Annotated in this window: 22 protein-coding genes; 14 read left to right on the plus strand and 8 right to left on the minus strand. The window is 63.5% G+C overall.

Annotated elements, in window-relative coordinates; genetic code table 11:
* Positions 1-129: 129 nt before the first annotated feature.
* The 4 genes from NXY83_RS11145 to NXY83_RS11160 all read left to right on the plus strand — a co-directional run bounded on the left by NXY83_RS11145 (position 130) and on the right by NXY83_RS11160 (position 4,877).
* Positions 130-1,422: a sugar ABC transporter substrate-binding protein gene (locus tag NXY83_RS11145; RefSeq protein ID WP_258802308.1), complete on the plus strand. Its 1,293-nt coding sequence runs from the start codon at positions 130-132 to the stop codon at positions 1,420-1,422.
* 69 nt (positions 1,423-1,491) lie between these two features.
* Complete coding sequence (locus NXY83_RS11150) at positions 1,492-2,469, plus strand: carbohydrate ABC transporter permease (protein ID WP_258802309.1); 978 nt, start codon at positions 1,492-1,494, stop codon at positions 2,467-2,469.
* A 1-nt stretch (position 2,470) separates the two neighbouring features.
* The gene (locus NXY83_RS11155) at positions 2,471-3,349 is read left to right on the plus strand and encodes a carbohydrate ABC transporter permease (RefSeq protein ID WP_258802310.1); all 879 of its coding nucleotides are present in this window, start codon (positions 2,471-2,473) and stop codon (positions 3,347-3,349) included.
* Positions 3,350-3,356: 7 nt separating this feature from the next.
* Complete coding sequence (locus NXY83_RS11160; protein ID WP_258802311.1) at positions 3,357-4,877, plus strand: glycoside hydrolase family 32 protein; 1,521 nt, start codon at positions 3,357-3,359, stop codon at positions 4,875-4,877.
* 109 nt (positions 4,878-4,986) lie between these two features.
* On the opposite strand, the gene NXY83_RS11165 is transcribed toward NXY83_RS11160, so the two are convergent.
* Entirely contained in the window at positions 4,987-5,259 is a 273-nt protein-coding gene (locus NXY83_RS11165; RefSeq protein ID WP_258802312.1) for a hypothetical protein, read from the minus strand.
* A gap of 359 nt (positions 5,260-5,618) precedes the next feature.
* Here NXY83_RS11165 and NXY83_RS21075 point away from each other — a divergent pair, with 359 nt between their 5' ends.
* From NXY83_RS21075 to NXY83_RS11175, 3 genes are all read left to right on the plus strand, one after another.
* Positions 5,619-6,557 carry a hypothetical protein gene (locus tag NXY83_RS21075; protein ID WP_397427076.1) on the plus strand — a complete coding sequence of 313 codons (939 nt, stop codon included), beginning with the start codon at positions 5,619-5,621 and terminating at the stop codon, positions 6,555-6,557.
* A gap of 46 nt (positions 6,558-6,603) precedes the next feature.
* Positions 6,604-7,287, plus strand: coding sequence for a DUF4389 domain-containing protein (locus NXY83_RS21080; RefSeq protein WP_397427078.1), 684 nt, complete (start codon positions 6,604-6,606; stop codon positions 7,285-7,287).
* A 106-nt stretch (positions 7,288-7,393) separates the two neighbouring features.
* The gene (locus NXY83_RS11175; protein WP_258802313.1) at positions 7,394-7,852 is read left to right on the plus strand and encodes a universal stress protein; all 459 of its coding nucleotides are present in this window, start codon (positions 7,394-7,396) and stop codon (positions 7,850-7,852) included.
* 48 nt (positions 7,853-7,900) lie between these two features.
* Here the strand turns inward: NXY83_RS11175 and NXY83_RS11180 are convergent, their stop codons facing one another.
* Both NXY83_RS11180 and NXY83_RS11185 read right to left on the minus strand, forming a co-directional pair.
* On the minus strand, positions 7,901-8,545 hold the full coding sequence (locus NXY83_RS11180) for a hypothetical protein (RefSeq protein ID WP_258802314.1): 645 nt from the start codon (positions 8,543-8,545) through the stop codon (positions 7,901-7,903).
* Positions 8,542-9,051 (minus strand): universal stress protein, encoded by a 510-nt coding sequence (locus tag NXY83_RS11185; RefSeq protein WP_258802315.1) that lies wholly within the window; start codon positions 9,049-9,051, stop codon positions 8,542-8,544. The genes NXY83_RS11180 and NXY83_RS11185 overlap by 4 nt, the downstream gene beginning before the upstream one ends.
* Before the next feature lie 308 nt (positions 9,052-9,359).
* Between NXY83_RS11185 and NXY83_RS11190 the strand changes: the two genes are divergently transcribed.
* Complete coding sequence (locus NXY83_RS11190) at positions 9,360-9,983, plus strand: response regulator (RefSeq protein ID WP_258802316.1); 624 nt, start codon at positions 9,360-9,362, stop codon at positions 9,981-9,983.
* Between the two features lie 43 nt (positions 9,984-10,026).
* Here the strand turns inward: NXY83_RS11190 and NXY83_RS11195 are convergent, their stop codons facing one another.
* Entirely contained in the window at positions 10,027-11,709 is a 1,683-nt protein-coding gene (locus tag NXY83_RS11195) for a GAF domain-containing sensor histidine kinase (RefSeq protein WP_258802317.1), read from the minus strand.
* A gap of 577 nt (positions 11,710-12,286) precedes the next feature.
* Here NXY83_RS11195 and NXY83_RS11205 point away from each other — a divergent pair.
* On the plus strand, positions 12,287-13,138 hold the full coding sequence (locus tag NXY83_RS11205) for a universal stress protein (protein ID WP_258802318.1): 852 nt from the start codon (positions 12,287-12,289) through the stop codon (positions 13,136-13,138).
* 67 nt (positions 13,139-13,205) lie between these two features.
* Here the strand turns inward: NXY83_RS11205 and NXY83_RS11210 are convergent, their stop codons facing one another.
* Positions 13,206-14,369 carry an alpha/beta hydrolase family protein gene (locus tag NXY83_RS11210; protein WP_258802319.1) on the minus strand — a complete coding sequence of 388 codons (1,164 nt, stop codon included), beginning with the start codon at positions 14,367-14,369 and terminating at the stop codon, positions 13,206-13,208.
* 274 nt (positions 14,370-14,643) lie between these two features.
* On the opposite strand from NXY83_RS11210, the gene NXY83_RS11215 reads away from it, so the two are divergent.
* From NXY83_RS11215 to NXY83_RS11230, 4 genes are all read left to right on the plus strand, one after another.
* Positions 14,644-16,512, plus strand: coding sequence for a vWA domain-containing protein (locus NXY83_RS11215; RefSeq protein WP_258802320.1), 1,869 nt, complete (start codon positions 14,644-14,646; stop codon positions 16,510-16,512).
* 129 nt (positions 16,513-16,641) lie between these two features.
* Positions 16,642-17,040, plus strand: coding sequence for a nuclear transport factor 2 family protein (locus tag NXY83_RS11220; protein ID WP_258802321.1), 399 nt, complete (start codon positions 16,642-16,644; stop codon positions 17,038-17,040).
* A 506-nt stretch (positions 17,041-17,546) separates the two neighbouring features.
* A complete protein-coding gene (locus tag NXY83_RS11225) occupies positions 17,547-18,830 on the plus strand; it encodes a glycosyltransferase (protein ID WP_258802322.1) in 1,284 nt (427 codons plus the stop codon).
* A 120-nt stretch (positions 18,831-18,950) separates the two neighbouring features.
* On the plus strand, positions 18,951-19,436 hold the full coding sequence (locus NXY83_RS11230) for a hypothetical protein (RefSeq protein WP_258802323.1): 486 nt from the start codon (positions 18,951-18,953) through the stop codon (positions 19,434-19,436).
* 784 nt (positions 19,437-20,220) lie between these two features.
* Here the strand turns inward: NXY83_RS11230 and NXY83_RS11235 are convergent.
* The 3 genes from NXY83_RS11235 to NXY83_RS11245 are packed head-to-tail and all read right to left on the minus strand — an operon-like array spanning position 20,221 to position 23,874.
* Complete coding sequence (locus NXY83_RS11235; protein ID WP_258802324.1) at positions 20,221-21,213, minus strand: cysteine hydrolase family protein; 993 nt, start codon at positions 21,211-21,213, stop codon at positions 20,221-20,223.
* Between the two features lie 44 nt (positions 21,214-21,257).
* Positions 21,258-22,034 carry an SDR family NAD(P)-dependent oxidoreductase gene (locus tag NXY83_RS11240; RefSeq protein WP_258802325.1) on the minus strand — a complete coding sequence of 259 codons (777 nt, stop codon included), beginning with the start codon at positions 22,032-22,034 and terminating at the stop codon, positions 21,258-21,260.
* A 28-nt stretch (positions 22,035-22,062) separates the two neighbouring features.
* Entirely contained in the window at positions 22,063-23,874 is a 1,812-nt protein-coding gene (locus NXY83_RS11245; protein ID WP_258802326.1) for a glycoside hydrolase family 15 protein, read from the minus strand.
* 336 nt (positions 23,875-24,210) lie between these two features.
* On the opposite strand from NXY83_RS11245, the gene NXY83_RS11250 reads away from it, so the two are divergent.
* Complete coding sequence (locus NXY83_RS11250) at positions 24,211-24,495, plus strand: DUF427 domain-containing protein (RefSeq protein ID WP_258802327.1); 285 nt, start codon at positions 24,211-24,213, stop codon at positions 24,493-24,495.
* Positions 24,496-24,505: the final 10 nt, after the last annotated feature.

Consider the following 24,505-nt stretch of genomic DNA (forward strand, 5'->3'; position numbering starts at 1 on the left):
GCAACCCGGCCGGGCAAGGCGCCATCCATCCAACACCCTCCCTTAAAAACGGGAACGCAGCCGTTGCAGCGGCCGCGTTCCCTGCAGGACCCTCATCAATCCCCCGTGTCCAAACAGAAAGACTGACCCATGAACAAGAAGTTCACCAAGATCCTGGCGACCAGCATAGCCGCAGCCGCCCTGACTGCCACCCTCGCCGGCTGCGGCAAGGGCAGCGCCTCCTCCTCCACGGAAGGATCCGGCGAGATCGCGCTTTGGACGCACAACGCCGGCAACCCGGACGAGCTGGCCGCAGTCCAGACAATCGTCGACTCCTACAACGGCAGCCAGGACAAGGTGAAGATCAAGGTCCAGGCCTTTCCCCAGGACTCCTACAACGACTCAGTGGTCTCCGCAGCAGCTGCCGGCAACCTCCCCTGCATTGTGGACATCGACGGCCCGAATGTTCCCAACTGGGCCTGGGCAGGCTACCTGAAGCCCCTCGAACTGGACACGGACCTTTCCGGGTACCTCCCCAGCACTGTGGCTCAATGGGATGGAAAGCCCTACGCGGTGGGTTACTACGACGTGGCACTGGCCATGATGGCACGCGCTTCGGACCTGAAGGCCGCCGGCGTACGCGTGGCCACCATCGAGCAGCCGTGGACCAAGGAAGAGTTCCAGGACGCCCTCACCAAACTCAAGGCCCTGGGCAAGTGGGAGCACCCACTGGACCTTGGCACGGCCGGCACCGGCGAATGGCTTCCCTACGCCTACTCGCCCCTCCTGCAGTCCTTCGGCGGCGACCTGGTCAACAGGGACGGCTTCCAGAGCGCCGAGGGTGTACTGAACGGCGACAAGGCAGTGGAGTGGGCCGACTGGTTCCGCGGCCTGGCGGACCAGGGCTTCATGGCCAAGAAGAGCGGCAAGGACTCCACCCAGGACTTCCTGAACAACAAGAGCGCGGTCGTCTACACCGGCTCGTGGGCCGTGGACAAGGCCAGGGCGGCTATCGGGGACGACCTGGTGGTCATGCCGCCGGTGGACCTCGGTGAGGGTCCGAAGATTGGCGGCGCCTCGTGGCAGTGGGGCGTCACCAGCGGCTGCAGCGATGCTGAGGCGGCCATGGACTACCTCTCCTACTCGCTGAAACCGGAGAACATTGCCGCGGTGGCCAAGGCCACAGGCACCATTCCCGCCAGCGAAGAGGCAGCGGCCCAGATCCCCGAATTCGCCGAAGGCGGCACCAACCGGATCTTCATGGACTTCTCCCGCAAGTACGCCGTGATGCGCCCTGAGACGCCCGCCTACCCCTTCATCGCCACCGAATACGGCAAGGCCGTCCAGGACATCCTCAACGGGGCAAACCCGAAGTCCACCCTGGACAACGCCGTGAAGGCGATAGACGCCAACATCAAGTCCAACGGCGGCTACAAGAACTAGCCGGAGCGGCCGGAGGGCTGCCGCACAACGCACCGCAGCCCTCCGGCAGCCCGATCTACGGAGACCCTCATGGCAACTGTTCCCCTTCCCACACGCCCACGTCCGGCCGCCCCGGAACCGGCCCTGCCGCCGTCGGACGCGAAAAGCAAGGCCCGCAGGGCCCACCGCCGGCCCGGCTTCCGACGCGAACAGCTCAGCGGCTGGGGCATGATCGCCCCGGCAGCGCTGCTGCTGCTGGCGTTCATCTTCATCCCGGCCATCCTTGGCTTCGGCCTGGCCTTCACCAACGCCCGGCTCATCTCGCCCCGTCCGGTTGAATTCGTGGGCGTGGAGAACTTCGCCCGCCTCTTCTCGGACCCCACCTTCTACCGCGCCCTGCTCAACGTCGCCTATTTCACCGTCATCGTCGTTCCGGTGCAATCCGGCCTCGCCCTGGTGATGGCGCTGCTGATCAACAAAAAATTTCGCGGCGTGAACTTCTTCCGCACGGTGTACTTCCTGCCAGTGGTCACCTCCATGGTGGTGGTCTCGCTGCTGTGGCTGTTTATGTACCGCAAGGACGGCCTGATCAACGAGATCCTCTCCGCCGTCAGTTTCGGCCTGATCGACGGCCCGGACTGGCTCGGCGACCCGAACACCGCCATGCCGGCGATCATCATCCTGTCCATCTGGCAGGCCGCCGGCTTCCACATGATCATCTGGCTCGCCGGGCTGCAGGGCATCTCCGGCGAACTGTACGAAGCGTCGCAGCTGGACGGCACCAGCCGGTGGCAGCAGTTCCGGTATGTCACGTGGCCCGGCCTGTTCCACACCCGCAGCCTGGTGCTCGTTACCATCACCATCCAGGCCCTTGGCCTCTTCGACCAGATCAGTGTCATGACCCAGGGCGGCCCGATGGACTCGACCACCACCATCATTTATGAGGCGGTCCAGTCCGGCTACCGGCAGCAGGAAACCTCCTACGCCTCGGCCATCTCACTGGTGTTCTTCGTCCTCGTGCTGATCGTCTCCGCGGTGCAGCGCTACCTCACCCGGGAGAAAGACTGACATGAAAAACCAACTGCTCCTGAAAAGCGCGGGCACCATGCTGGTGCGCATCCTCTTCGCGGTCGTCGCCGCCTTCCCCATCGTCTTTATGCTGGTGTCCTCGCTGAAGCCGGACCAGCAGATCTTCGGCGACATGTCCTCCCTGGCAGCGTTCCTGCCGGTGGGCAACATCTCCTTCGACAACTACGCGGCCGTCTTCGACCGGGTCCCGGCCGCCCGCTTCCTGCTGAACTCGGTGGGCGTCTCCGCCGTCACCGTCATCCTGGGCATCTTCGTCAACAGCCTCTGCGCCTTCGCCCTGTCCCGCATGCAGGTCCGTGGCAAGAAGATTGTGTTCACCGCGATCCTGGCCACGCTCATCGTGCCCTTCCAGACCCTGGCCCTGCCGCTGGTGTGGTGGGTCAACCAGCTCCCCTACTTCGAGCTGAACGGGTTCAGCCTCGAATTCTCCAAGGGCTGGCTGGACACCTACCAGGTGCAGATCATTCCGTTCATTGCCAACGCCTTCTCCATCTATCTGTTCCACCAGTACTTCGAGTCCATTCCCAAGGAACTGGACGAGGCAGCACGGATCGACGGCGCCGGCTGGTTCAAGATCTACCGCCAGGTGGTCATGCCGCTGTCCGGCCCGGCCACTGCCACGGTGGCGATCCTGACCTTCCTGCCGGCCTGGAACTCCTACCTCTGGCCGCTCATGGTGGTCCAGTCCGAGGAGCTGCGCCCGGTGATGATCGGCATCCAGTACTTCTTCCAGCTGAACGTCTCCTGGGGAGAGGTGATGGCTTACGCGTCAGTGATCACGGTCCCGGTGGTGGTGCTCTTCATCGCCTTCCAGCGTTCCTTCGTCAACAGCATCGCCTCCAGCGGCGTGAAGGGCTAAGTCACACATGAACTCATTGACGACGACGGCGGCCTACCCGGCAGTTGCCAGCACCGACCCTTTTCGCCCCAAATGGCACTACACGTCCGAACGCAACTGGCTGAACGATCCCAACGGACTGGTCTACCTGAACGGCACCTACCACCTCTTCTACCAGCACAACCCCTTGGGTCCGGACTGGGGCAACATGTCCTGGGGCCACGCCACTTCGCCGGACCTGCTCCATTGGGAGGAGCAGGCTGTAGCCATCCCGTGCGACGCCCAGGAGGCCATATTCTCCGGCTCGGCGGTGTTCGATGAGCACAACACCAGCGGACTTGGCACCGCGCAGAACCCTCCCCTCGTGGCCGTCTACACCAGCGCCTACAGTGACGCCTCGCCGCTCGCCGGCCGGCAGGCCCAGTCCCTCGCCTACAGCCTGGACGAGGGCAGGACCTGGACCAAGTACCAGGGCAACCCTGTCCTGGACCGCGCCTCCGCAGACTTCCGCGATCCTAAAGTCTTTTGGTACGACGGCGCCGCCGGGAGTTACTGGGTAATGGTCGCCGTGGAGGCGGTGGAGCGCCAGGTGGTGCTGTACAAATCCGGCGACCTTAAAACATGGGAGCAGCTGAGCAGCTTTGGTCCTGCAAACGCCACCGGAGGTGTCTGGGAGTGCCCGGACCTGTTTGAGCTCCCCGTTGACCGCGATCCGGGCGACCGGAAGTGGGTCCTCATCGTGAACATCAACCCGGGAGGCATCGCCGGCGGTTCAGCGGGGCAGTACTTCGTGGGAGAGTTCGACGGCGTGGAGTTCCGGTCCGGGTCGACCGTCACGGAGGGCCTCCAGGAGGACGGCAGCCGGATGCGCGAGTACGGCTGGCTGGACTGGGGCCGGGACTACTACGCCGCGGTTTCCTTCAGCGGCATCGCTGACGGCCGGCGGGTCATGATCGGCTGGATGAACAACTGGGACTACGCAGGCTCCACTCCCACCGGCGGCTGGCGGAGTGCCATGTCATTGCCGCGCGAGGTGACGCTGACCCGGCTGGACGGCAAAGTGGTGCTTCGGCAGGAGGCCACCGACCCCTTTGAAGGACCCGGTCTGGGGTCCTTCAGCCTCGGACCGCAGCCCTTGGCGCCGGGCACACTGGAACTCCCCGTCACTGCAGAAGTGGCGCGGATTGACGTCGAGTTCGAGCCGGGCCCTGCAAGCAGCATCGGGTTGATAGTGAGGGCGGGTGGCACCGAACGGACGCTCCTCACCTACGACGTTGCCGGGGGGATGCTGCGCCTGGACCGGCGGGAGTCGGGGCATGTGAATTTCCACGAGGCCTTTCCCTCGGTTGAAACCGTAGCCGTGCCGCTGCAGGAAGGCCGGCTCCGCCTGCGCGTCTACCTCGACCGCTGCTCCGTGGAGGCCTTCGCCCAGGACGGCCTCGCTACCATCACGGATCTCGTGTTCCCCGCTGAGGCGGGCACGGGCCTGGCGGTCTTTGCCGTAGGTGAGGGCGCGCAACTGCTGGCGCTCGACGTTGTCCGCTCCTGATCCTGCAGCAGTGCCCTGCACCGGATTCCGGTGCAGGGCACTTGCACTACGCGGCCGGGCGATGCTGTTCCAGGAGCTCGAACACGGCGATCCCGTCCCCAGCCGTGAATTACTGCCCGGCTGCTGAGGTTCCAAACATCAGGGTCCGCCGCCGCACGTCGTAATAGACGGTTGCCGAACGTTTCAGGAGATTTTGGAGAACCTCTGCATCCTCAGCATCTAGCGTGAGCACTTCTTCCCAGGCCCCCTGGTCAAGGACCAACTGGAGGGTCCAGGTGCCAGGTTGTCCTGCGTCACCGGCCACCCAGGTGAACTGGTAGTGGCTGAGCTGGCGGACTTGGATGCTGTCATCGGTTATCGGCTGTTTTGGTGTGGGGCTCATGGTCGCCCTCCTGGTTCGATGGTGAGTGGGCCCTCTGCATAAGCCAAGCACCAATTTAGACCCGCTGCACCCACTTGATCCAGACCCATCACATGGTTGGAAGGCGGGCAGGGCTACGCGCCATCCCGTCCCCCTCCGGTTCCTGCCCCGGTTAACCACCGGGAGCGCGCCCTGCCGTGACCTTTGGCCCTATACCTCAGGGGTGCACAGAGCCAGTCTTGAAGTGGCCACTCGGGAGCAAGCAGGAAGTCCGGCCATGCAACCGTGAGCCCATTGCTGACGCCACCCGCGGCTGACCGGACCTTTTTCGCGACTCCCGCCCCACACCTGTTCCCTCTGCCAATTCGGGGTTCGGCATCATGAAAAAGACCGTTTCAGTAATAATGCTCATCCTGGGGATCCTCATTTCGATCCTGGGCTTCACCGCACTCGCCGGAGGTGCTGTGGCGTCAGTTGTGGGGACCGCCCAGGGTGACGGATACATCACGTCAGGCAATGCCCGCCTTTCCGTCGGGTCCCACGCACTGACCTCGCCCCGGCTTGAAGCAGTAGGCGAGGGTGTTCCGCCACTCCTGCCTTTCGACGTCGGTACGCTCAGGCTGCGTGCCTCGTCCATGGAGCCCGGCAAGGAGATTTTCATAGGGGTCGCTCCCCAGGCCGACGTCGAGCAGTACCTCGCGGGGGTGCATCATTCGGAGCTTCTCGAGGTGGACAGCCGGCCCTTCCGGGCGGAATACCGTGACATTCCCGGCACCACCGTGCCGGCGCCCCCGGGAGAACAAACGTTCTGGAGCGCTTCCGCCTCAGGCCCCGGAGAGCAAGAGCTGACCTGGGACCTGGCCGCCGGCAATTGGGCAGTAGTGGTCATGAACGCTGATGCCAGCCTTGGAGTCGATACCCAGGTGCAGGCCGGGTTCCGGTCGGACCTGATACAGCCGGCGGCAACCGGCCTGCTGATTGGAGGTGTTCTCGCACTGGTGATCGGGATTCCGCTGCTCGTCCTGGGTGCCATCGGACTCGGTCGGCATGCAGAGCCGCCTTCCCGTAGACCCGGAGTGCCAACACCGCAGTTCGCGGGTGGAGCGCCGGGAGCGCCCGGAATACCGGCAGCCCCGGGAGCGCCGGCGCTTCAGTCAGCCGCCCAGCCCCGTGCCGCAGCACCTGCTGACGACGTTCCCTACCCGGCCCGGCGCTTCAGTCAGCCGCCCAGCCCCGTGCCGCAGCACCTGCTGACGACGTTCCCTACCCGGCCCGGCGCTTCAGTCAGCCGCCCAGCCCCGTGCCGCAGCACCTGCTGACGACGTTCCCTACCCGGCCCGGCTCTTCGGTGAGCTGGACCCGGCCATGTCGCGATGGCTGTGGCTGGTGAAATGGTTCCTTGCCATTCCACATTTCATCCTGCTGGTCTTCCTCTGGTTCGCATTCCTCGTGACCACAATCGTTGCAGGGTTCGCCATCCTGTTTACGGGCCGATATCCCCGTCCCCTGTTCGCATTCAATGTCGGAGTTCTGCGCTGGAACTGGAGAGTAGCCTTTTATGCCTATGCCGCGGCAGGCACCGACCGCTACCGGCCTTTCACCCTGGCACGCACCAGCTACCCTGCCGACTTTGAGGTGGACTATCCGGAGCGGCTCTCCCGCGGACTGGTCCTGGTTAAGTGGTGGCTCCTGTCCCTCCCGCATCTGCTCGTCGTCGCGGCACTCTCGGGCACCACCTGGACATGGCAGGAAACCGGTGATCCGGGGACGACATATGAACGTGGAGCGGGGCTTTCCCTGCTGGGTCTTCTGGTCCTGATCGCAGTCGTGGCCCTGCTCTTTACCGGCCGGTACCAGCGTCCCTTGTTCGGTCTGATAATGGGGATCAACCGCTGGATTTACCGCGTTCTGGCCTACGCGGCGCTGATGCGGGATGAGTATCCGCCGTTCCGGCTCGATCAGGGGCCAGGTGAGATCCCGGGGCCGGCTGCGGGCCCGCCGCTGTATGGAGCGGCACTGCCAGGAGCCGGACCGACGCCACGGCCATGAAGCTGGCTGGCCAGGCAACGGATGGGCAGTGACGTTCGGCCCTACCTCTCCGGATCTCACGGGGGCATTATTGCGAGTGGCCGCATCGGTCCGATGAGGAGTAAAGATGAGCATTGCTGGAGCACCGTTCGCCCGGATTGTTGTGGGGGTCGACGGGTCGGAGGCTTCGGTCGAGGCGCTGCGCCAGGCCCAGCGCCTGGCAGTACCCCTCGGCGCCAAGGTCCTCGCCACCGCATACTGGGACTATCCGCAGGTTTATGCGGGGTACCCCATGGTGGGCAGAGAGGGCTTCGAGGAACGTGCCGCGATGACCCTCGATGAAGCCGTGAAAACAGCGTTTGGCAGCGAAACGCCGTCGAACGTCATCACCAGCCTGGTGCGGGGCCAGCCGCGGGAATCGCTGATCGAAGCCAGCAGCGAGGCCGACATGCTTGTGGTGGGACGGCGGGGACATGGCGGTTTTGGCGGCCTGTTGCTGGGGTCGGTCAGCTCGGCGCTGGTGGCCCATGGCCATTGCCCGGTGCTGGTGGTCCACACACCGGAGGAACGGCCGGAGGCGCACTAAAGGGTTGCGTCGCCGTGGACACTGGCAACCGCCCCGGTCCTGGGCCTGCTACTCCGGCCGGCCCGCCAAAGTGTTCCTTCCTTCAAGGCGTTTTAGGAGCTGCACCATCACCAGACCGCTCACCGCGGCCATGGTCACTGCCATCAAAACCGCTGCAGCAATCCCGATGGCGGCTACAAGCCACAAGTCCTGGCCAGGCTGCCACAGCGGAGTTGATGCCGCGATGAAGACAGCCAGCCCGGCTGCCCAGGCCCCGGCGCTTCCGGGGACCCAGCGCCAGGCTCCCGGTATATGCTCCCGAAGTTCAATCCACTGTGCGAATCCGATCGAGACCAGCAGCACAACGGCTGCCACAGTGCCGGCTGCTATCTGGACATCTGTCCGCCAGGCCTGAAAGAAGATGCCGGCGGCGGGCAGCAAACCCAGCGTCCAGGCGACTGCGGCCGCGGCTGCCGTGAACAGGACCCACCGACGGACGGAAACAGCGGGAAGCCGGGTTCGGAGCACCTTGACCTGAAACCATCCCAGGACCGCCCCCTCCAAAGACCCAGCGATGATGAGCAACGGAACCATGGCGGCCGGCCACAAGGCAGCTGCCATGAGCTGCGCAAGCGCCGGGGCAAGGAAGCCCAGGCTTTCACCGAGGGTCACCCATCCCACCCACCGGCGAAGGAATGCGCTCCTGGCTGTCACGGCAAGCCTCGCGGAGCCTTGGCAGGAGAGGGCCTTTCGGCAGTGGCATGGGTCGGAACCCCGCCCTCGTCGCCGTCTTCTTGCGGTGCAGGGACCACCAAAACGGGACAATATGCGTGGCTTACGCAGGCGGCACTGACCGAACCGGGCACAAAGCCTGCGTGCCCCCGCCTTCCAACGACGAGGAGGGAGGCCGTCCGGCTGCCCTCGATTAACTGTGGGCCGGCTTTGCCGCGCACAAGCCGGGGCTGCACATTTTCTGGCCTGTCCTGCCCGAATACATCAGCCAGGGCCTGTTCCAGGACCTGTTTTGCGGCATATTCGAATCCTTCAATCCCTACAGCCAGATAGAGCCCGAACCCAGGTGGAACATCCCAGCACGCCCAAACTTCAACTGATGCTTCAAGGGGCCCCGCCAGACGGTGCGCAGTCCGGAGCGCTGCAACGGATGCGTCGGAGCCGTCGACGCCCGCAATGATTTTGGGCTGCCGTTGGTGGGCCTCCATGATGCGGGCTCCGTCCTGTCAGGTTCTGGTCCAATCGTGAACAAAGACTCGTTTCCGGGATAGGGCCGAAAGTCACCGGACAACCTGTATCAGTACAGTCGTTGCCGGACCCGGACCCTTGTTTGACCAGGATTCAAGACTTTGGTCCCTTCCAGCCCGCCTGCGGGAAAGTGAACAATGGGATGAAGCCCTGGCAAGGCCTGCCTGGCTTTTCGAGTGCAGGTTGGTCCTTAGGAAAATGGGAGCATTAGGTGCAAAGGCATGAGTCAGGCTCTGAAGGAGCTCCAGATCATCAGGAGCCGGTCCGCGTGTTCATTCTGGATGATCACGAACTTGTCAGGCAGGGACTGAAGGACCTGCTTGAGGGCGAAGGCTTCGTGGTTGTCGGTGAAAGTGGATCGGCTGCGGAAGCAACGCGCCGGATCCCTGCCCTGCAACCCGATATCGCAATCCTGGACGGCCGGCTGCCGGACGGAACAGGAATCGAAGTCTGCCGGGATGTCCGTTCGCTTGATCCCCGCCTGCATTGCCTGATCCTGACCAGTTACGACGACGAGCAGGCCCTGCGCGGCGCCGTTCTGGCAGGAGCGTCCGGATACATCCTCAAGCAAATCAGGAGCGATGACCTCCTTGCCGGGATACGCAAGGCTGCTGCAGGCGGGTCCCTCTTCGAGCCGGGAGTTGAGCAGCGAATCATCGAAGGGCTGTCCAAAACCCAAACGGACCCGCGGATGGACGCGCTCAGCGCCCAGGAGAAAAAGGTCCTGACGCTTATCGGGCAGGGGTTGACCAACCGGCAAATAGGAGAAGAACTCTTCCTGGCCGAGAAGACAGTCAAGAACTATGTATCCTCAATCCTTGCGAAATTGGGATTTGAAAGGCGGACCCAGGCTGCAGTCTATGTAACCCGCAACAGCCAGGAAACGCGGTAGGGTGCGGCGGCGGGGAGTGCCGCTCTACCGTAGTGTCCTATGGCTACCGCTGGTAAGCAGACCACTTCACCTGGGTGCCTTCCCCGGGCGCGCTGTAGATAATGCAGGCGCCGCCCAGCAACTCCGCACGGTGACGCATGTTGGCGAGTCCGCTCACGCGTTCGGGTTCTTCGAACCCTTGCCCGTTGTCCGTGATCAGAAGCTCCACGCGTTCCTGGCCCATTGAGACGTTGACGCGGATGTCATCTGCCCCTGAGTGCCGCGCGGCATTGCTCAGCCCCTCTGAGAGAACGGAAAGCAGGTGGCCGGCCACGTTCTCCCGGACCGCCTCGTCGACCGGCCCGGCAAAGGCAACTGTTGGTGCGACGGGATAGCTGCGCGAGTGTTCCTGGATGACCCTCAGGACCCGGCTGGTGAGTGGTTCACGGTCTTCCTCCCCTGTCCGAAGGGAGTAAATGGTGTCCCTCAGCTTCCTGATGGTGTCGTCGAGTTCCGACGTGACGGCGGCGATGCGCTCTTGGGCAATGGGATCCATTGTGTAGCGGCGCAGGCTCTGGATGCTCAGCCCTGATGCGAAGAGCCGCTGGATCACAAGGTCGTGCAGGTCGCGGGCAATCCGTTCACGGTCCGTGAACAGCAGATTTTGTTCACGCAATGCATGAATACGGGCCAGATCAAGCGCCAGGCCGATCCTGCTTCCGAACAGCGAGCTGGACTCGACCTCGGATTGGCTGTAGGCCGCTGACCCTTGCGGACGGGCGAGCAACAATACGCCGTTTTCACTGTTGCTGTGCCCCATGGCGCACACGAGGACAGAGCTCAGCTTCTCCGCCATCCCGTCGTCGAACACTTGCTGTGGATCCGGGGCAACGCGTGATTCTCCCGCCTCTATTACGGAGGAAATGATCTTGGATAGGGCAATTTCCTGCCCTGCCTGAAGACCCTGCACGCCAAGCGATGTCCGGCATCTGAGGACACCGTTGCCTGCGGGAACAGCAATAACGGCGAGCGCCGAACCGGAGACCTTCAAAGCGGTTTCGGCAACGAGGTCGAGGTTGTCTGCAGTGCCTGGGTGCGGGGCCATGATTAATCGGCTGCTTAGTTCCATGCCGGCCTCCAGCCATTTCTGGCGGCGCTTGCTGTCCTCAAAAAGGCGGGCATTCTGAATGGCGATACCGGCAGCCGCGGCCAAAGCTACGGCAAGGTCTTCATCCTCCGGGGTGAAATCCTGCCCGCCGTCCTTCTCCGTCAGGTAGAGGTTTCCGAACACCTCACCACGAACACGCACCGGCACTCCAAGAAAAGTGTTCATGGGGGGATGGTTAGGCGGGAAACCCGAGGCAATGGGGTGCTGGCCGAGGTCGTGCAGGCGCAACGGCTGCGGCTCGCGGATCAAAAGTCCCAGGACTCCGTGCCCGGTTGGAAGGTCCCCGATGGACCTGGCTTCTTCCTCTTGAATTCCCACGGTGATGAAGTGGCTGAGGCTGCGGTCCTCCCCTATGACACCGAGTGCGCCGTACTTTGCCCCGACAAGTTCACATGCAGAGCGAACAAGTCGGTCCAGAACAGCCTCCAGGCTTAAGTCCTCGGCAAGAGCCACGACGGCGGCCAGCAGGCCGTTCATCCGTTCCTGTGTGAGCAGCAGTTCGTCCGCGCGGGCAACGAAGTCCCGCAGCAGGTCTTCAGCCCTTTCCTTCATGGGAGAGCGCCACGGCTCAGTACTCATGTCCGACCTCCTGTGGCAGCTGCCCGCGTCCTTGCGGGCCCTCAGCAGAGTTCCATGCGTCCGGGAGTACTGGGGGTACCCGACAAGATCACCTTCGCCGGTGCACGGCGGGATGTCTTGGGACAAGTCTAAAGACCAAGTCAAGGCGGAAATTACCCAGGATCAGAGCCAGTTGGAAGGTCTTTGGGCCCTGTTGGGGAACTGGTCCCCGCCATAGGATCTGGACATGACCGACAAGAACATGGTGCCTGAAGCAGAAAGGTCGAGGCTGTTCAGGATGATGCCGCCGGGCCGGCCTTGACCGAGACGCGTCGCGGACTGTTTCCCTGGCAGGGTGTTGGCAAGGACCACCTCATCCGCATCGTTCCCCAATCGGTGACAGGCAGGAGGTTCACCATGTCAGCCACTGGGACCTGGCGGACCTCTCTGGACGATGCCACCCGGGCAGGGCTCGAATAGCCACGGGCCGTTCCCGTGAAAGGGCAGCAAATCCTGGACTGTTGCCCGCTTTTATAGGATCGCCCGCCGCGGCCCTACCTATGGTTCAAGCAGTCCCCTGACCAGGAGCGAAGAAGCTATGCAGGATTCCAGATCCATCGTCGCCGGCTACGACGGTTCCGCTGAAGCTGCAGCCGCCATCCATTGGGCAGCGCAGCAGGCGCGGCTGCGCGGCTGTCCCCTCTACGTTGTGCACTGTTCCATCTGGCCTCTGCTGACGAAAAACCTCGGCCCGGTTCCAGGTGTCGCGGACAGCGGGCTGGAGCGGGCGGCGGAGGCAATTCTTGAGGAGGGTGTCAGCCGTGCCGAAGCGGCAGCACCCGGGCTGGACGTTCAAGGCACACTGTTGCATGGACTGCCCGCATCGTACCTCGCCGAGGTCTCTGCCGGTCAGGAGATGATCGTCGTCGGCAGCCGCGGCCTGGGCGGATTCCTGGGCTTGCTGGTGGGATCCGTGAGCCTGGAGCTGGCGGCCACCGCAACATGCCCCGTAGCTGTCATCCGGCCAGCCCTTCACCCTGACGGGCCCATCGTCGTCGCGGTGGACGTATCAGGTTCCCCCGCAGCATTGGAGGATGCGTGTGCACTTGCGTTGGACTGGCGGGCGGGCCTGACCATCGTCCACGTCCACCACACGCCGCCCGGGTACGGGCAGCGGGGTCCGCTGGACGCTGACGCTGCTGCCGGAGACGTGCTCAGCTCAGTCATGAGCCGTGCGCGTGCGCTCGCAACCTCTGTTCCTGTGGAGGGCAGGTTGCTCACCGACACCTCAGTCCCCCATGCCATCCTCAAGGCCTCGGAAGGTGCGCGGATGCTGGTTGTGGGAAGCAAAGGCCATGGGTTTCTCAGGGAGACCATAGGTTCCACCGCGCACGCCGTTCTTCACCACGCCCGCGGCCCGGTTCTTATCTCCCGCCGCCGTCAACCCTGACGAGCAACGCGGACGCTCTGGGGTCTGGACGGCAGGGAAGCAACATGGCACAGTGTGACGGCTCGGATCATGGCTTTGAAGGGCCCGCGTTCGCGTCAGCAGCCCGCAACCATGTGGTGAGAACCTTGCAGGCGAGCTCCAGGTTTCCCATCTGGCAGTGCTGGTCGGCCTGCTCGGCCCGCATGAACATGCGCGTCGTGACGCTCCGGGCGGCCACGAGCGCTTGAGCCTGCGCTTGGGTCAGTGCCGGTGGTTGGAAGGTGTCATGCTCCCCGCACATCAGCAGCACATCCTGGTTCACCCGTCCGCTGTCCAGGTGCTCGGCGTTCATGCTCAGGAACCACTCGGCCACATCGGCCGGATCGTCGCTGTCGAGCATGTACAGGACCTGGTCGACCACAACGCGCAGGGTCGGCAACAGCCGGGCACGGGTACGCACACTCCAGCGCATGAAGCCCCGGTGCCGCACCATCATGCGGGCCGGGCTGCGCAACACGGGTGGCGCCCTGTGAAGCCAGTCGTACACCGGCGGCCAAGCCACGACGCGGTGGATCCGAGGCTCGCGCCCTGCGGCACGCAACGCCCAGTACCCACCCATCGAAATGCCGACCAGGGCGGCCCGATCGAGCCGGAAGTGGTCTAATACCGCCCCGACCGGCTTTTCCCAATCGTGGTCGCAGGTGAGCCTGTTCAGTGCCCGCGCACCACCTTGTCCCGGGCCCTCGAAGGCAATCACGTTGAAACCGTTGGCAGCGATACGTTGACAGATGGGAAAGAATTCTTCGATCAAGGAGTCGAACCCTCCATGCAGGAGCACCGTGTCGCCAGTTGGGGTCCCGGACGCCGGAAGCGAATAGGCCGGGAGTGCCGTTCCGGCATAGGGGATCTTGTGACGCATGAGGCCAGCATCTGTAAATGTCGCGTAGAAGAGCGCCAGATAGCGCCGGTAGCGAATAGTCTTCTCCTCCGACTGTGGCGGCGTGAAGAATTCCGCGATCCTCGCATATCCCGCCGCATGCCGAGGCCGGGCAACGGCGGCTACCCGGCTCGACAAGGCCTCGAACACGGTGACACAGTCAGCCATCGACCGTAAGTGTGCTGCGGCGTCGACCAGCTCATCGTGGTCAGCAAAGCCCAGCGAATGTGCCCGGTTCAGTTGGTAGTTGATGAAGTCCCGTCGATGGAATCGTCTGAACCCCACTGGCAGAGGCACAAGCTCTGGATCGCTCACGTCGTGATCGTACTCCTGGGGTGGCGGGCACAGTAGGCCGAAATGCCCCGGCACGGCAGCCGGAGCAGGCGTTAGGACGTGGAAACCCCAAAGTTCAATGAAAATATCAATCCCAACACTCACATGGCGCCGGCCGGGGTTATCCTCAAAATGCGTATCCAGTTGCGGGGGCATGGGCGGGGGGCGAGGCGCACCCGCGGTGTAACTGCCGCGGGCCAGTTTCATTACTTGTATTCATACCGGGGAAACCCGGCCGGATTCAAAGGAAACGAGCATGGGCCGCCGACACGCAGCATCTGACCCGATCTATCCACGCTGGGTCTGGATCGCCGCGGCGGCCACCGTGGCAGTTCTCATTATTGGCGGAGGATTCTTACTGCGAAATCTGATCTTCCCCGCCGGTTCAGCGGAGGGCGGGATTGCAGCCGAGAGCGGCAGCACACCTTCAACAGGCGACCCCTTGGCTCAGGACAGCCCTGCCGCGGTCACCGGGGCCTCTCCCTGCATTTCCTTGAACATCCTCACTTCGCTGGAGAACGCCGACATGGTCCGGGCCATGGCGGCGGAATACACGGAGAAACCACGCAGCGTGGACGGCAAGTGCGTAACCCCGGCAGTGACCCAGGAAAAATCGGGAGTCGCTGCCGGCAAGGTTGCTGCGCAGTTCCCCGGCGTTCCGGCCGGCGACAGGCCCGTTATCTGGCTGCCGGATTCCTCCGCATGGCTACGGATCGCGGGGGAAGCCGCCGGCGGAAGCCCTGTCCCGCAAGAGGGAATCAGCATCGCCCGGAGTGCGATCGTCGTGGCCATGCCGGAGACGATGGCTGGTGCCCTTGGCTGGGACAGCAAGCCGCCGTCGTGGTCTGAGGTCTTTAGGATGGCCGGGGACCAGGACGTCTGGGAACGTCTCGGTCACGCCGATTGGGGGAAGTTCAAGTTCGGCAAGGCCAGCCCCCTGGTCTCGACGTCGGGTTTGATGGCCCTTGCTGCCTCCTACGGTGCCGCCGGCGGCAGCGTAGGGGGTTTGGACGACATGGAACTGGGCGCACCGTCCCTGGTGGAGAAAGTGCGCGCCGTGGAGCTCGGCACCAGCCACTATATGGCCACCCCCGAGCATTTCCTTTGGCACGCAAGGGAGGCTGACGACGCCGGGAACGTCTCCGAGTTCCTCTCCGCCGTGATCGTGGATGAAAAATCCGTCTGGGACTACAACCGGGGAGTGGTCAGCGAGGACGGAAAAACAAAGCAGTCCGGTCCCGCGCCCAAGGAGCCCCTGAGGACTATATATCCCCAGGACGGCGTTCACGTGGCGGACAACCCGGGAGTAGTCCTTGACGGGAATTGGGTGGGGAGCCAGCAACGGTTGGCTGCCCGGGATTTCCTCGCGTTCGCAGTGACGCAACAGGGACAAAACGTTGTCAAGGCATCCGGGTACCGGACTATCCAGGGCACGCTGGACACGGAGGTGGCCGAAACCGGACGGTACGCTGGGACGCTCCAGCCGCTGCCACTGCCCAAGGCGGAGGCGCTTGTTGCCATGCAGGACAGCTTCCCCGAGGTCCGCAAGCGTGCCAGGGCCCTGTTCCTGCTGGACGTCTCGGAGTCCATGGTGCAGGAACCCGGCGTGACCAAGCTGCAGCGGGCCAAGGATGCCGTTCGGAAGGCGCTGGACCATTTCGAGGGTGAGGATGAGATCGGGCTGGCCGCTTTCTCCCATGTGGACGACGGCCCTTTGCAGCCGGGAATCGTCAGCCCGGTCGCACCATTCAAGACCAATAAAGAACACCTCCTTGCCCAGCTCGATGAGCTCAAGGCAGTGGACGCCACTCCACTTTTCGAAGCGGTGAGCCGGTTCGCGGGGGATCAAGCCAAGGAATACAAGGACACCTTCATCAACACCATCGTGCTTTTGAGTGACGGCAAAAACGACACCACCCACCCCGGAGACCTGGGCGGACTGTCCCAACAGTTGAGCCATCAGAACCACGCGACGCCGGTGCTCGTCTTTACGCTCGCATACGGGCCCGACGCCGACGTTCCCACTTTGCTGGAAATCGCCAGGGCCAGCGGGGCGCACTACTATGACGCCACGGATCCGAACAAGCTCGAAGAGGTGCTCGGCGAACTGGTCACGAGTTTCTAGGCAGGCGCTGATGAGTCTGGGCTGCCCGACCGGTGCCTCCTTGAGAGTGGGGCTTCCTTCGGCCGCCCGGGACACGGCGGCCGGGAAATAGCCCTCGCGGCAGCCGCGATGCCGGGAGCATACTGAGACATGGCTGACCGCGATGATTTTCTTGCTTGGGTGCGGACCTCCCTGTACGAGGCGGAACTGGCCATCCACAACGGCGATGCGGGCCCGCGCAGGGCGGTCTGGTCGCGCAGTGAACCGGTAGGTGTCCTGGGCGCATGGCGAAACGCCTTCGGGCAGCAGGAGCTCGACAAGCTGTTCACCGGCCTTGCCAAACAGTTCTCCAACTGCACGTCGTACGAGTTCGAGCTGCTGGCTTACGACGTCGAGGGCGACATGGCATACACTGCCGGCCTCGAACACACCTCCGCTTCAGTGGACGGCGAGCCGCGCAGCTACGTTCTGCGAGTCACCCAGATCTACCGTCGTGAAGACGGCGAATGGAGGGTGGCCCATCGTCACGGCGACACCGTTACCGGGTGATGGCCTGAGCCGCTGCCGGGCAGGACAGCGTGACGACGGCGGGTTACCACCACTTCGTCAGATCCCACCCGTTTTGGCGCCGTCCCCGCCGTCGCCATCCTTACCGCAGCGCAAACAGCGCTTATAAAGACCACCGTCGTCAGTGTGCTCCACGTGCCATTCGTGGCCAACATTCAATTTGCACAGCAGAGCCTGGAGCATGGCCAATTCCAATCTGAAGCGCTCTATGACTCCAATGATGGCCTTCACACCACAGCAATAGAAGAGGATGGACCAATCACCCCTGGAACACGTTTCGGTAACTGCGGATCGATTCAGCTTAAGCGACCTACCATGTTCCTCATGGCATGTTCTGCCCGGTTTCGCCGATGGCAGGGATCGACGATCACATTCTCGGCATCTACGCAATCCTGGTGGCGCCGGCTGATGGTTTGCCGGGAAGCCTGGTCGGCGGCGGTGCCGCCCCGCCTCCGGGCGGCCAAGGAATCCGTCCAGAGGAACCTGTCATGCATGTCTTGATCATGTCGTTCGGGACCCGCGGCGACATCCAGCCCTACGCCGCCCTCGCCGGTGCGCTTGCCCGCGCGGGGCACGACGTTACCCTCGCTGTTCCGGCAGGGTTTGCTGATCTGGTGCCACACGCCGGTCCCGGAACCATCACGCACCATCCCGCGGGCTCCACGATGCTGCGCCTTGTCCAGGAGGTCATGCCCGAGCTGAGCGGCCCCCGGGATGCACTGCGGACACTGGGGATCATGACCTCCGCGATGCGCGAGCTGAACGCGGAGTGCCGGGCTGCGGCGCAGGCCGCGCGCCCCGACGTCGTCGTGTACCACCCCAAGTGTCTTGCCGGCCCGCACATCGCCGAGGCCCTGGGGGTGCCCGGCGTGCTTTCCCTTCCATTGCCGTTCTTTACCCCGACGCGTGCGCACGCCATGCCGTTTTTCGGCGGCGCCTCCTTCGGGGCGTGGGGAAACCGCGCCTCCTACGTGCTGCGCCGGATGAGCGGGGCCATGTACGGCAGCATGATCAACGACTTCCGACGCGATGTCGGCCTGGGCCACGTCCGCCGTCTCGCCGACCCGCTGAGGAATCCGGACGGCAGTCCGGTCCATGTCCTGTACCCGTACAGCAGGCACGTTGTGCCCATCCCGGACGACTACCCGTCTTCGGCCCACGTCACCGGCTACTGGTTCCTGGATCACAGCGACGACGACCATGCCTGGGATCCGCCCGCGCAACTGGTGGACTTCCTCACGGCCGGCGAGCCTCCGGTCTACATCGGGTTCGGCTCCATGGGCTTCGGCAAGGGAGCGAAAGAGCGCCGGAACGCCGTCCTGGCCGCGCTGCGGGTTCATGGCCTACGCGGAATCGTCGCGACCGGCTGGGGCGGCATCGCGCCCGGCGAGTCCGGGACCGACGACGTCCTGGTCCTGGAGGGCGCGCCCCACGAATGGCTCTTCCCGCGTGTCGCGGCAGTCGTGCACCACGGCGGTGCGGGCTCGACGGCGGCCGGCATACGGGCGGGTCGGCCGACGCTGGTCGTGCCGTTCCTTGCGGACCAGCCATTCTGGGGCGCGCGGGTCCATGCGCTCGGCGTCGGACCCGCCCCGCTCCCGGCCAGGCATCTCGGCACACTCCTGACCGACCGTCTCGGCGACCTCGTCCACACCGGCTCTTACGCCTCCCGTGCCGATGAGGTGGGAGCCGCAATCCGCGCCGAAAACGGTCTCGCCGCCGGTGTGCATGCCCTAGAGCAGATCAGGGGTGTTACTGCCGCCGACGAATAGACCACCCGACGTACAACGATTGTATTGAACCGCAGGGTCGCCCACCATTAAAGAGTGGGAATGAAGGACAGACGGCACCTGCTTGCGTTTACCTTGTGTCTGCTGATCCCTTGTGGCGGTATGACGGGGTGCTCGTATGACTACCCCGAACCCGAGCCCGTACACACCCGGACAGCTGACCCCGCGCCTGCACCGGCGTCCCTCCAGCCATACAACAATACGCAGGTCCTGGAGCAGGAAGCAGAGAACTACGCTGAGCTGGAGCGGCTCCTCAGGACATCACCGGGTCCAACCCTCCTCTCCGATGTGGGACCACTGGACGGCCCTGTCAGGGGCTTTGGCAAATTCGAGAAAGTGCCCGAGGCCGGGCAGTACACGGTCACCGCAGCCTGTGTTGGTGCTTCCGGTGCAAAGGTCTTCGTCGGGCAGGAGTACCCCGGTGCCGCCTTTCAGCCGGTGGAGCTGGTGCTGGATTGCGCCGGAGCCACTACGCAGGCCATTGCCCTTCAGCCGGGGTACGTTTTCGCGCATCTGGTCCTGCCCAGCCCGGGCGATACGCCGTGGACGGGTGCGGTTGGTGGTGTGCGTGTAAGCAAGTCCGGTTGAAGAGTCATGGACTGACTGGAATCCCACGGAAGCCCTTGCTTGCAACCCTTATGTTGCACCTGCCGCGGAGGTTAGGGAAGGTCATGAACGGGTAACGGCAACACCGCTGCAATCACGTGTTAGTAACCCTTGCGGTTCAGGGAGGCTATCCACCCCGCCCTGTCCCTAAAATTAGCCATGGATTCGATCCCAGCGGTGCTCCTGATCTTCGGTGCCGCTTTCGCCTGGATTGGTTTGACAGTGTTCGTCATCCTGACGTTGCGCCGCCGCCGGAACGGGTCCTCACTGGTGGCTTCGGCTCCTCCTACCGCCGCAGCCGACAGCAGCCGTCCTCACAGGCCATGGCGCCGTGTCCGGCCCCTGTCAGGGCAGACCCCGCGTCGACGGCGGCTGCGGCCCGGGAAGGTGCGCGGGTGAAGGCTTCTGTCGGGTCAAGGCCTGCCGCTTCAGGGAACCCGCTGGACGGCATCCGTCTCCACTCCCCCGATCATCTTCACGGCTGGTGAACGTTGAGTACCGAAATGTGTGGCGCTTCTTTCTGCCTATGCCCGAAACCCTATGCCGGATGAAGGTTTCGACTCGCGTCCGCGATGGTCGCCTGCAGCCAGCAGCGCGCTGTCCCTCACGTCAACGGCCGTGTACCGCTGCAAGCGGCCTTCCCCCCGGCAGCGCCGATATCAGCAGGGGCGTTTTGGTCGAAGATCCTGAGCCGAGTGCGGAGGCAGATGAGGTGCAATTCCCGTCGGACCGTGCAACTCATCTTCAGCTTCCGTCAACACCATGACTACCCTCCAGCCGGACCAGTGGGATTGAAACTACCGTAAAGTTTTTCCACCCGGGCCTTCGGCGGGCCGAACTTTTCCTTCGCCTCGGCAGCGCTGGGAGGCTCTCCCCACGGCAGTTTTCCGACAACCAGTTTCGGCACATTGATGTATATGCGGCCATCCATTCGGTGGGTCACCGCATCCATCGGAATGTAGGTGTCCCGGTCAAACACAATGCCGCGTTTGACCAGCAGGTAATCCTGACCGCCGTCTTTACCCGCGACAACCTCCACCACCTCACCGATCTCGCCACGATCGGAGCCGACCACTGTGTCACCCGGCATGGGGACCTGCCGTTCAGTGGCAACAAGACCGGCCAGGAACTCATCCACTTCCATCACCATGTTGCCGATCAGCGGGTAGTTGACATGGATTGATGCTTCATAGGCGGGCAGGCTTTCCGCGCCGATAGCATCGGACAGGAAGGTCACCGCGTAACCGTGCTCGGTAGCATGCCGGCCGGTGGACTCGCAGCATAGGTTGGCTGTCATGCCGGCAATCACCAGCTGTTCAGTGCCGAGGCGTTCCAGGTGACCCGGGAGGTCGGTTTCGAAAACGTCCGTCCCCTTGTGGGGCTGCAGGACGATGTCGGTTCCTTCTGGTCGCAGGTCCGGGTGGAAGTCTGCTCCCCAGGAGCCGGCGAGGAACATCTTGTTTTCGAACATCAGCCGGTTGATGCCGCTGCGCTGCTGGAACCGGGCGTCCGCGTAGTCCTCTTCGGTGTAGGCCATCGGCCCGAAGAGCACCGGTACACCGGCAGCACGCGCCCCGGAAATCAGCCGCTGCAGCTGACTTACCACATTGTTCTTTTTCACCGTTGATTTGGTCATCTCCCAGGCCGCTCCGCCCTCGGAGAGGAAATCGTTGACCGGATCGATTACCAGCAGGGCGGTGTGCTGCGGGTCGAATCCTGAACTGCGTCCGCCCGTGGTGTCTGTTTTGGTTTCACTCATGGTTCCTCCTTGGGTATCGGGTATCCGTTGCCGCGCCTTCGGCCTTATGCACCCTGGCCGACCATCTGCATCAGGCCGCCGTCCATCACATAAGTTGCTCCTGTTACGTAATCGCCGTCCGCTGAGGCCAGAAAAACAGCAAGCCGGCCAATCTCAGAGGGTTGGGCAGCCCGCTTCAGCGGGATGCTTTGGACCTGTTGCTCGAGGTACTCAGGGTCATCGATCGCCTTTTGGTTGAACGGCGTAAGCACCATCCCGGGGGCAATGTTGTTCACGGTCATGCCGAGTTCGGAGATTTCGAGGACAAGGGTCCGGGTGAGGTTCCGCAGCGCGCCCTTGGAACAGTCGTAATCTGCTGCACCGGCCCGCGGTTGTTCTTCATGCACTGAGGTGGTGTTGATGATTTTGCCGCCGCCGCCCTGCTGCTTGCGGTGGTTGATGAAGTGTTTGCAACAGATGAGCTGGCCGATGAGGTTGCTTCGCAGCGTGCGTTCAAAGTCGGCGATGTCCAGATCGGCGACGTAGGTTCCTGAGGCATCGGCGCTGGCGTTGTTCATCAGGATATCCACCCGCCCAAAGGCCTCGAACGCCGCTGCGAACATCTTTTTGACCTTTTCTTCGTCACCGTGGTCGCCCTCGACGATGATGGCCCGGCGCCCGTGGGACTCTATCTGTTCCCGCGTGGACTCTGCCCCGTCCCGGTCGTGAAGGTAATGGACGACGACGTCGGCTCCTTCGCGGGCAAATTCGACTGCTGTGGCCTGCCCGATCCCGGAATCAGATCCGGTGATGAATGCCACCTTGTCCTGCAGCTTTCCCATGATTCTTCCTCTCGTACTTTCGGTGGTTTCAGGTTTGGCCGGCCTGGGCATCCTCGGCCTGGGTAATCGCCCAGGCCGCGTTGATCAGGCCGATGTGTGAGAGCCCCTGCGGAAAGTTCCCGATCAGGCTGCCGTCCTGAATGTCGATCTCTTCCGAAAGGAGCCCCAGATCATTGGCGTATCCGGTGACTTCATCGAAGATCTCCCGGGCCCGTTCCGGCTCGCCCGCCATGGCCCGCGCTGCCGCCAGCCAGTAGGAGCAGATGATGAATGCGCCCTCGTCCCCCGAGCCCGTCCAGCGCTGGATCAGATTGCGGGTGGTGAGTTCACGCTCCACCGCGTCCAGTGTGGCCAGCATGCGCTCATCGTCGGCCGGAAGGAATCCCATGATCGGCATCAGGAGCACACCGGCGTCAAGATGGTCCGAGCCGAAGGCTCCGGTAAACGCCTTGACGTTGCTGTTCCAGCCCTTGCCGAGGATCGCAGCGTGGATCCTCTCCCTTTCGCGCTCCCATGCCGGCACCTTCTGGGCGGCATCCAGGCGATCAGCGAGTTTCAGCGCACGGTCAAGAGCCACCCAGCACATCAGCTTGGAAGTGACGTAGTCCCGCGTTCCTTCCCTTCCTTCCCAAATGCCGGAGTCGCTTTCCTGCCACTTTTCTGCAGCCCTGTCGGCGACGGCAACCAGAAAGTTCCGGGTCTCGACGGGAAAGCCACCGAGTTGGTCGCGCAGGACCCACGCGCACTCGAACACCTCCCCGAGGACGTCAAGCTGCTTTTGGTCCCAGGCGTCGTTGCCCACCCGGACCGGCCGGGACCCGGCGTAGCCCGCCAGGTGGTCGAGCTCATGTTCAGTGAGGTCATGCTCTCCGCCGACGCCGAACATGATCTGCAGGTGTCCGTCGCCGAGTGCACCGGCAGACATGGTTATCCAATCGAAGAACTGCTGTGCCTCGTCGGGACAAGCTGCCACCCATAACGCCTTGAGGGTAAGGCTGCCGTCACGAAGCCAGCCGTACCGGTAGTCCCAGTTTGCGCGCCCGCCCGGCTCCTCGGGCAATGAGGTGGTCGGGGCTGCGGCAACTGCTCCAGTGGGACTATAGGTGAGGGCCTGAAGCACCAGGGCGCTGCGGTGCACCTGCTCCCGGTAGGCGCCGCGGTAGCCCTGATGCATCCCGCTCCAGGACCGCCACGCGGCAAGGGTGTTTTCAAGCTCAACGGCGCCGTTGGCGGCCGGTGGCGGGGAGCCGACGGCGCCCCGGTGGCGGAGGGCGAAAACGGCAGCCTCCCCTGCCTCCAGCGTGAACGTTCCGCCCACGGTCCCGTCTTCGGCGGTCAGGCTGAGGCCGGCGGTCAGGGTCAGGCGGTCCGCTCCCCCGCTGATCTCCCACCCGGTGGTTGTCTGCACGACATGGGGCGTGATCAGTCCGAATTCCGGTCTCGGTGCCACCTCGACCACCACCTCAACGGTTCCCCGGATGACCTCGACCCGGCGCAGCAGCATGTGCGGGGAATCATGTCCCACCTCGTGACCCCGTTCCCCCGGTCCTAGCGCCAGAGCATCGGTCAGGCGGAGGCTCCCGCCGTCACACTCGAACTCCGTTTCGAGCACCATGGTGCCGGCGAGATAACGGCGGGAGACCGTATATTCTCCCGTTGGGCGGATCGACCAGTGGCCCGCGGCGGGATCGAGCAGGCGGCCGAAGACGCTGGGGTGATCAAACCTGGGAGGACACCACCAGTCGATCGAGCCGTCCAGCGAGACAAGAGCAGATCCCTGGCAGTCTCCGAGCAGGCCGTAGGCGGAAATCATGGCCGCCTTGCCACCCGGTGTTTGCATAATGAAACCCCTGTACGTGAGGTTTTCAACCTAAACCTTCCCTCTAGGTCAGGGTCAAGGGCCATCGTTTTTCCGCCGGTCCCGATGTGCGGGCCTTTAAGGATGCTTAAGCCGTAGCCGGACATCTCCCATGCACGGCCAGCCAAGACCAAGGTGTGTGTCTCAGATCGCTGAAGCCGGACTTTTATCCCCCTATCGTGGCGGTCACAGAACATGAATCATTTGGGCGCATTGAAAACGCCATTCCGGCACCCCAAGGGATACGGTCTACCGGCTGATCCGGAGGTTGTACCCCAGGCGTACGGAAATGATCAGAATCAGTAGAAGGGTACGACCATGGTCAGGGCTATCTGGAATGGAACGGTCATTGCCGAGTCAGAGGACACGGTGGTGGTTGAGGGAAACCACTATTTTCCGCGGGAAGCGGTGAACCCGCTGTATCTCAAAGACAGTGATATGTATTCGGTCTGCCCGTGGAAGGGGCAGGCTGGCTACCACACCCTGGAAGTTGACGGCAAAGTCAACGTCGACGCTGCCTGGTTCTACGACGAACCAAAGAAGCGTGCCCTGCCGATTAAGGGCAGAATCGCCTTCTGGCGGGGCGTGGCGATTGAAGAATGAGGGGGGCCGG

The organism is Pseudarthrobacter sp. NS4 (assembly GCF_024758005.1).
GTDB lineage: Bacteria > Actinomycetota > Actinomycetes > Actinomycetales > Micrococcaceae > Arthrobacter.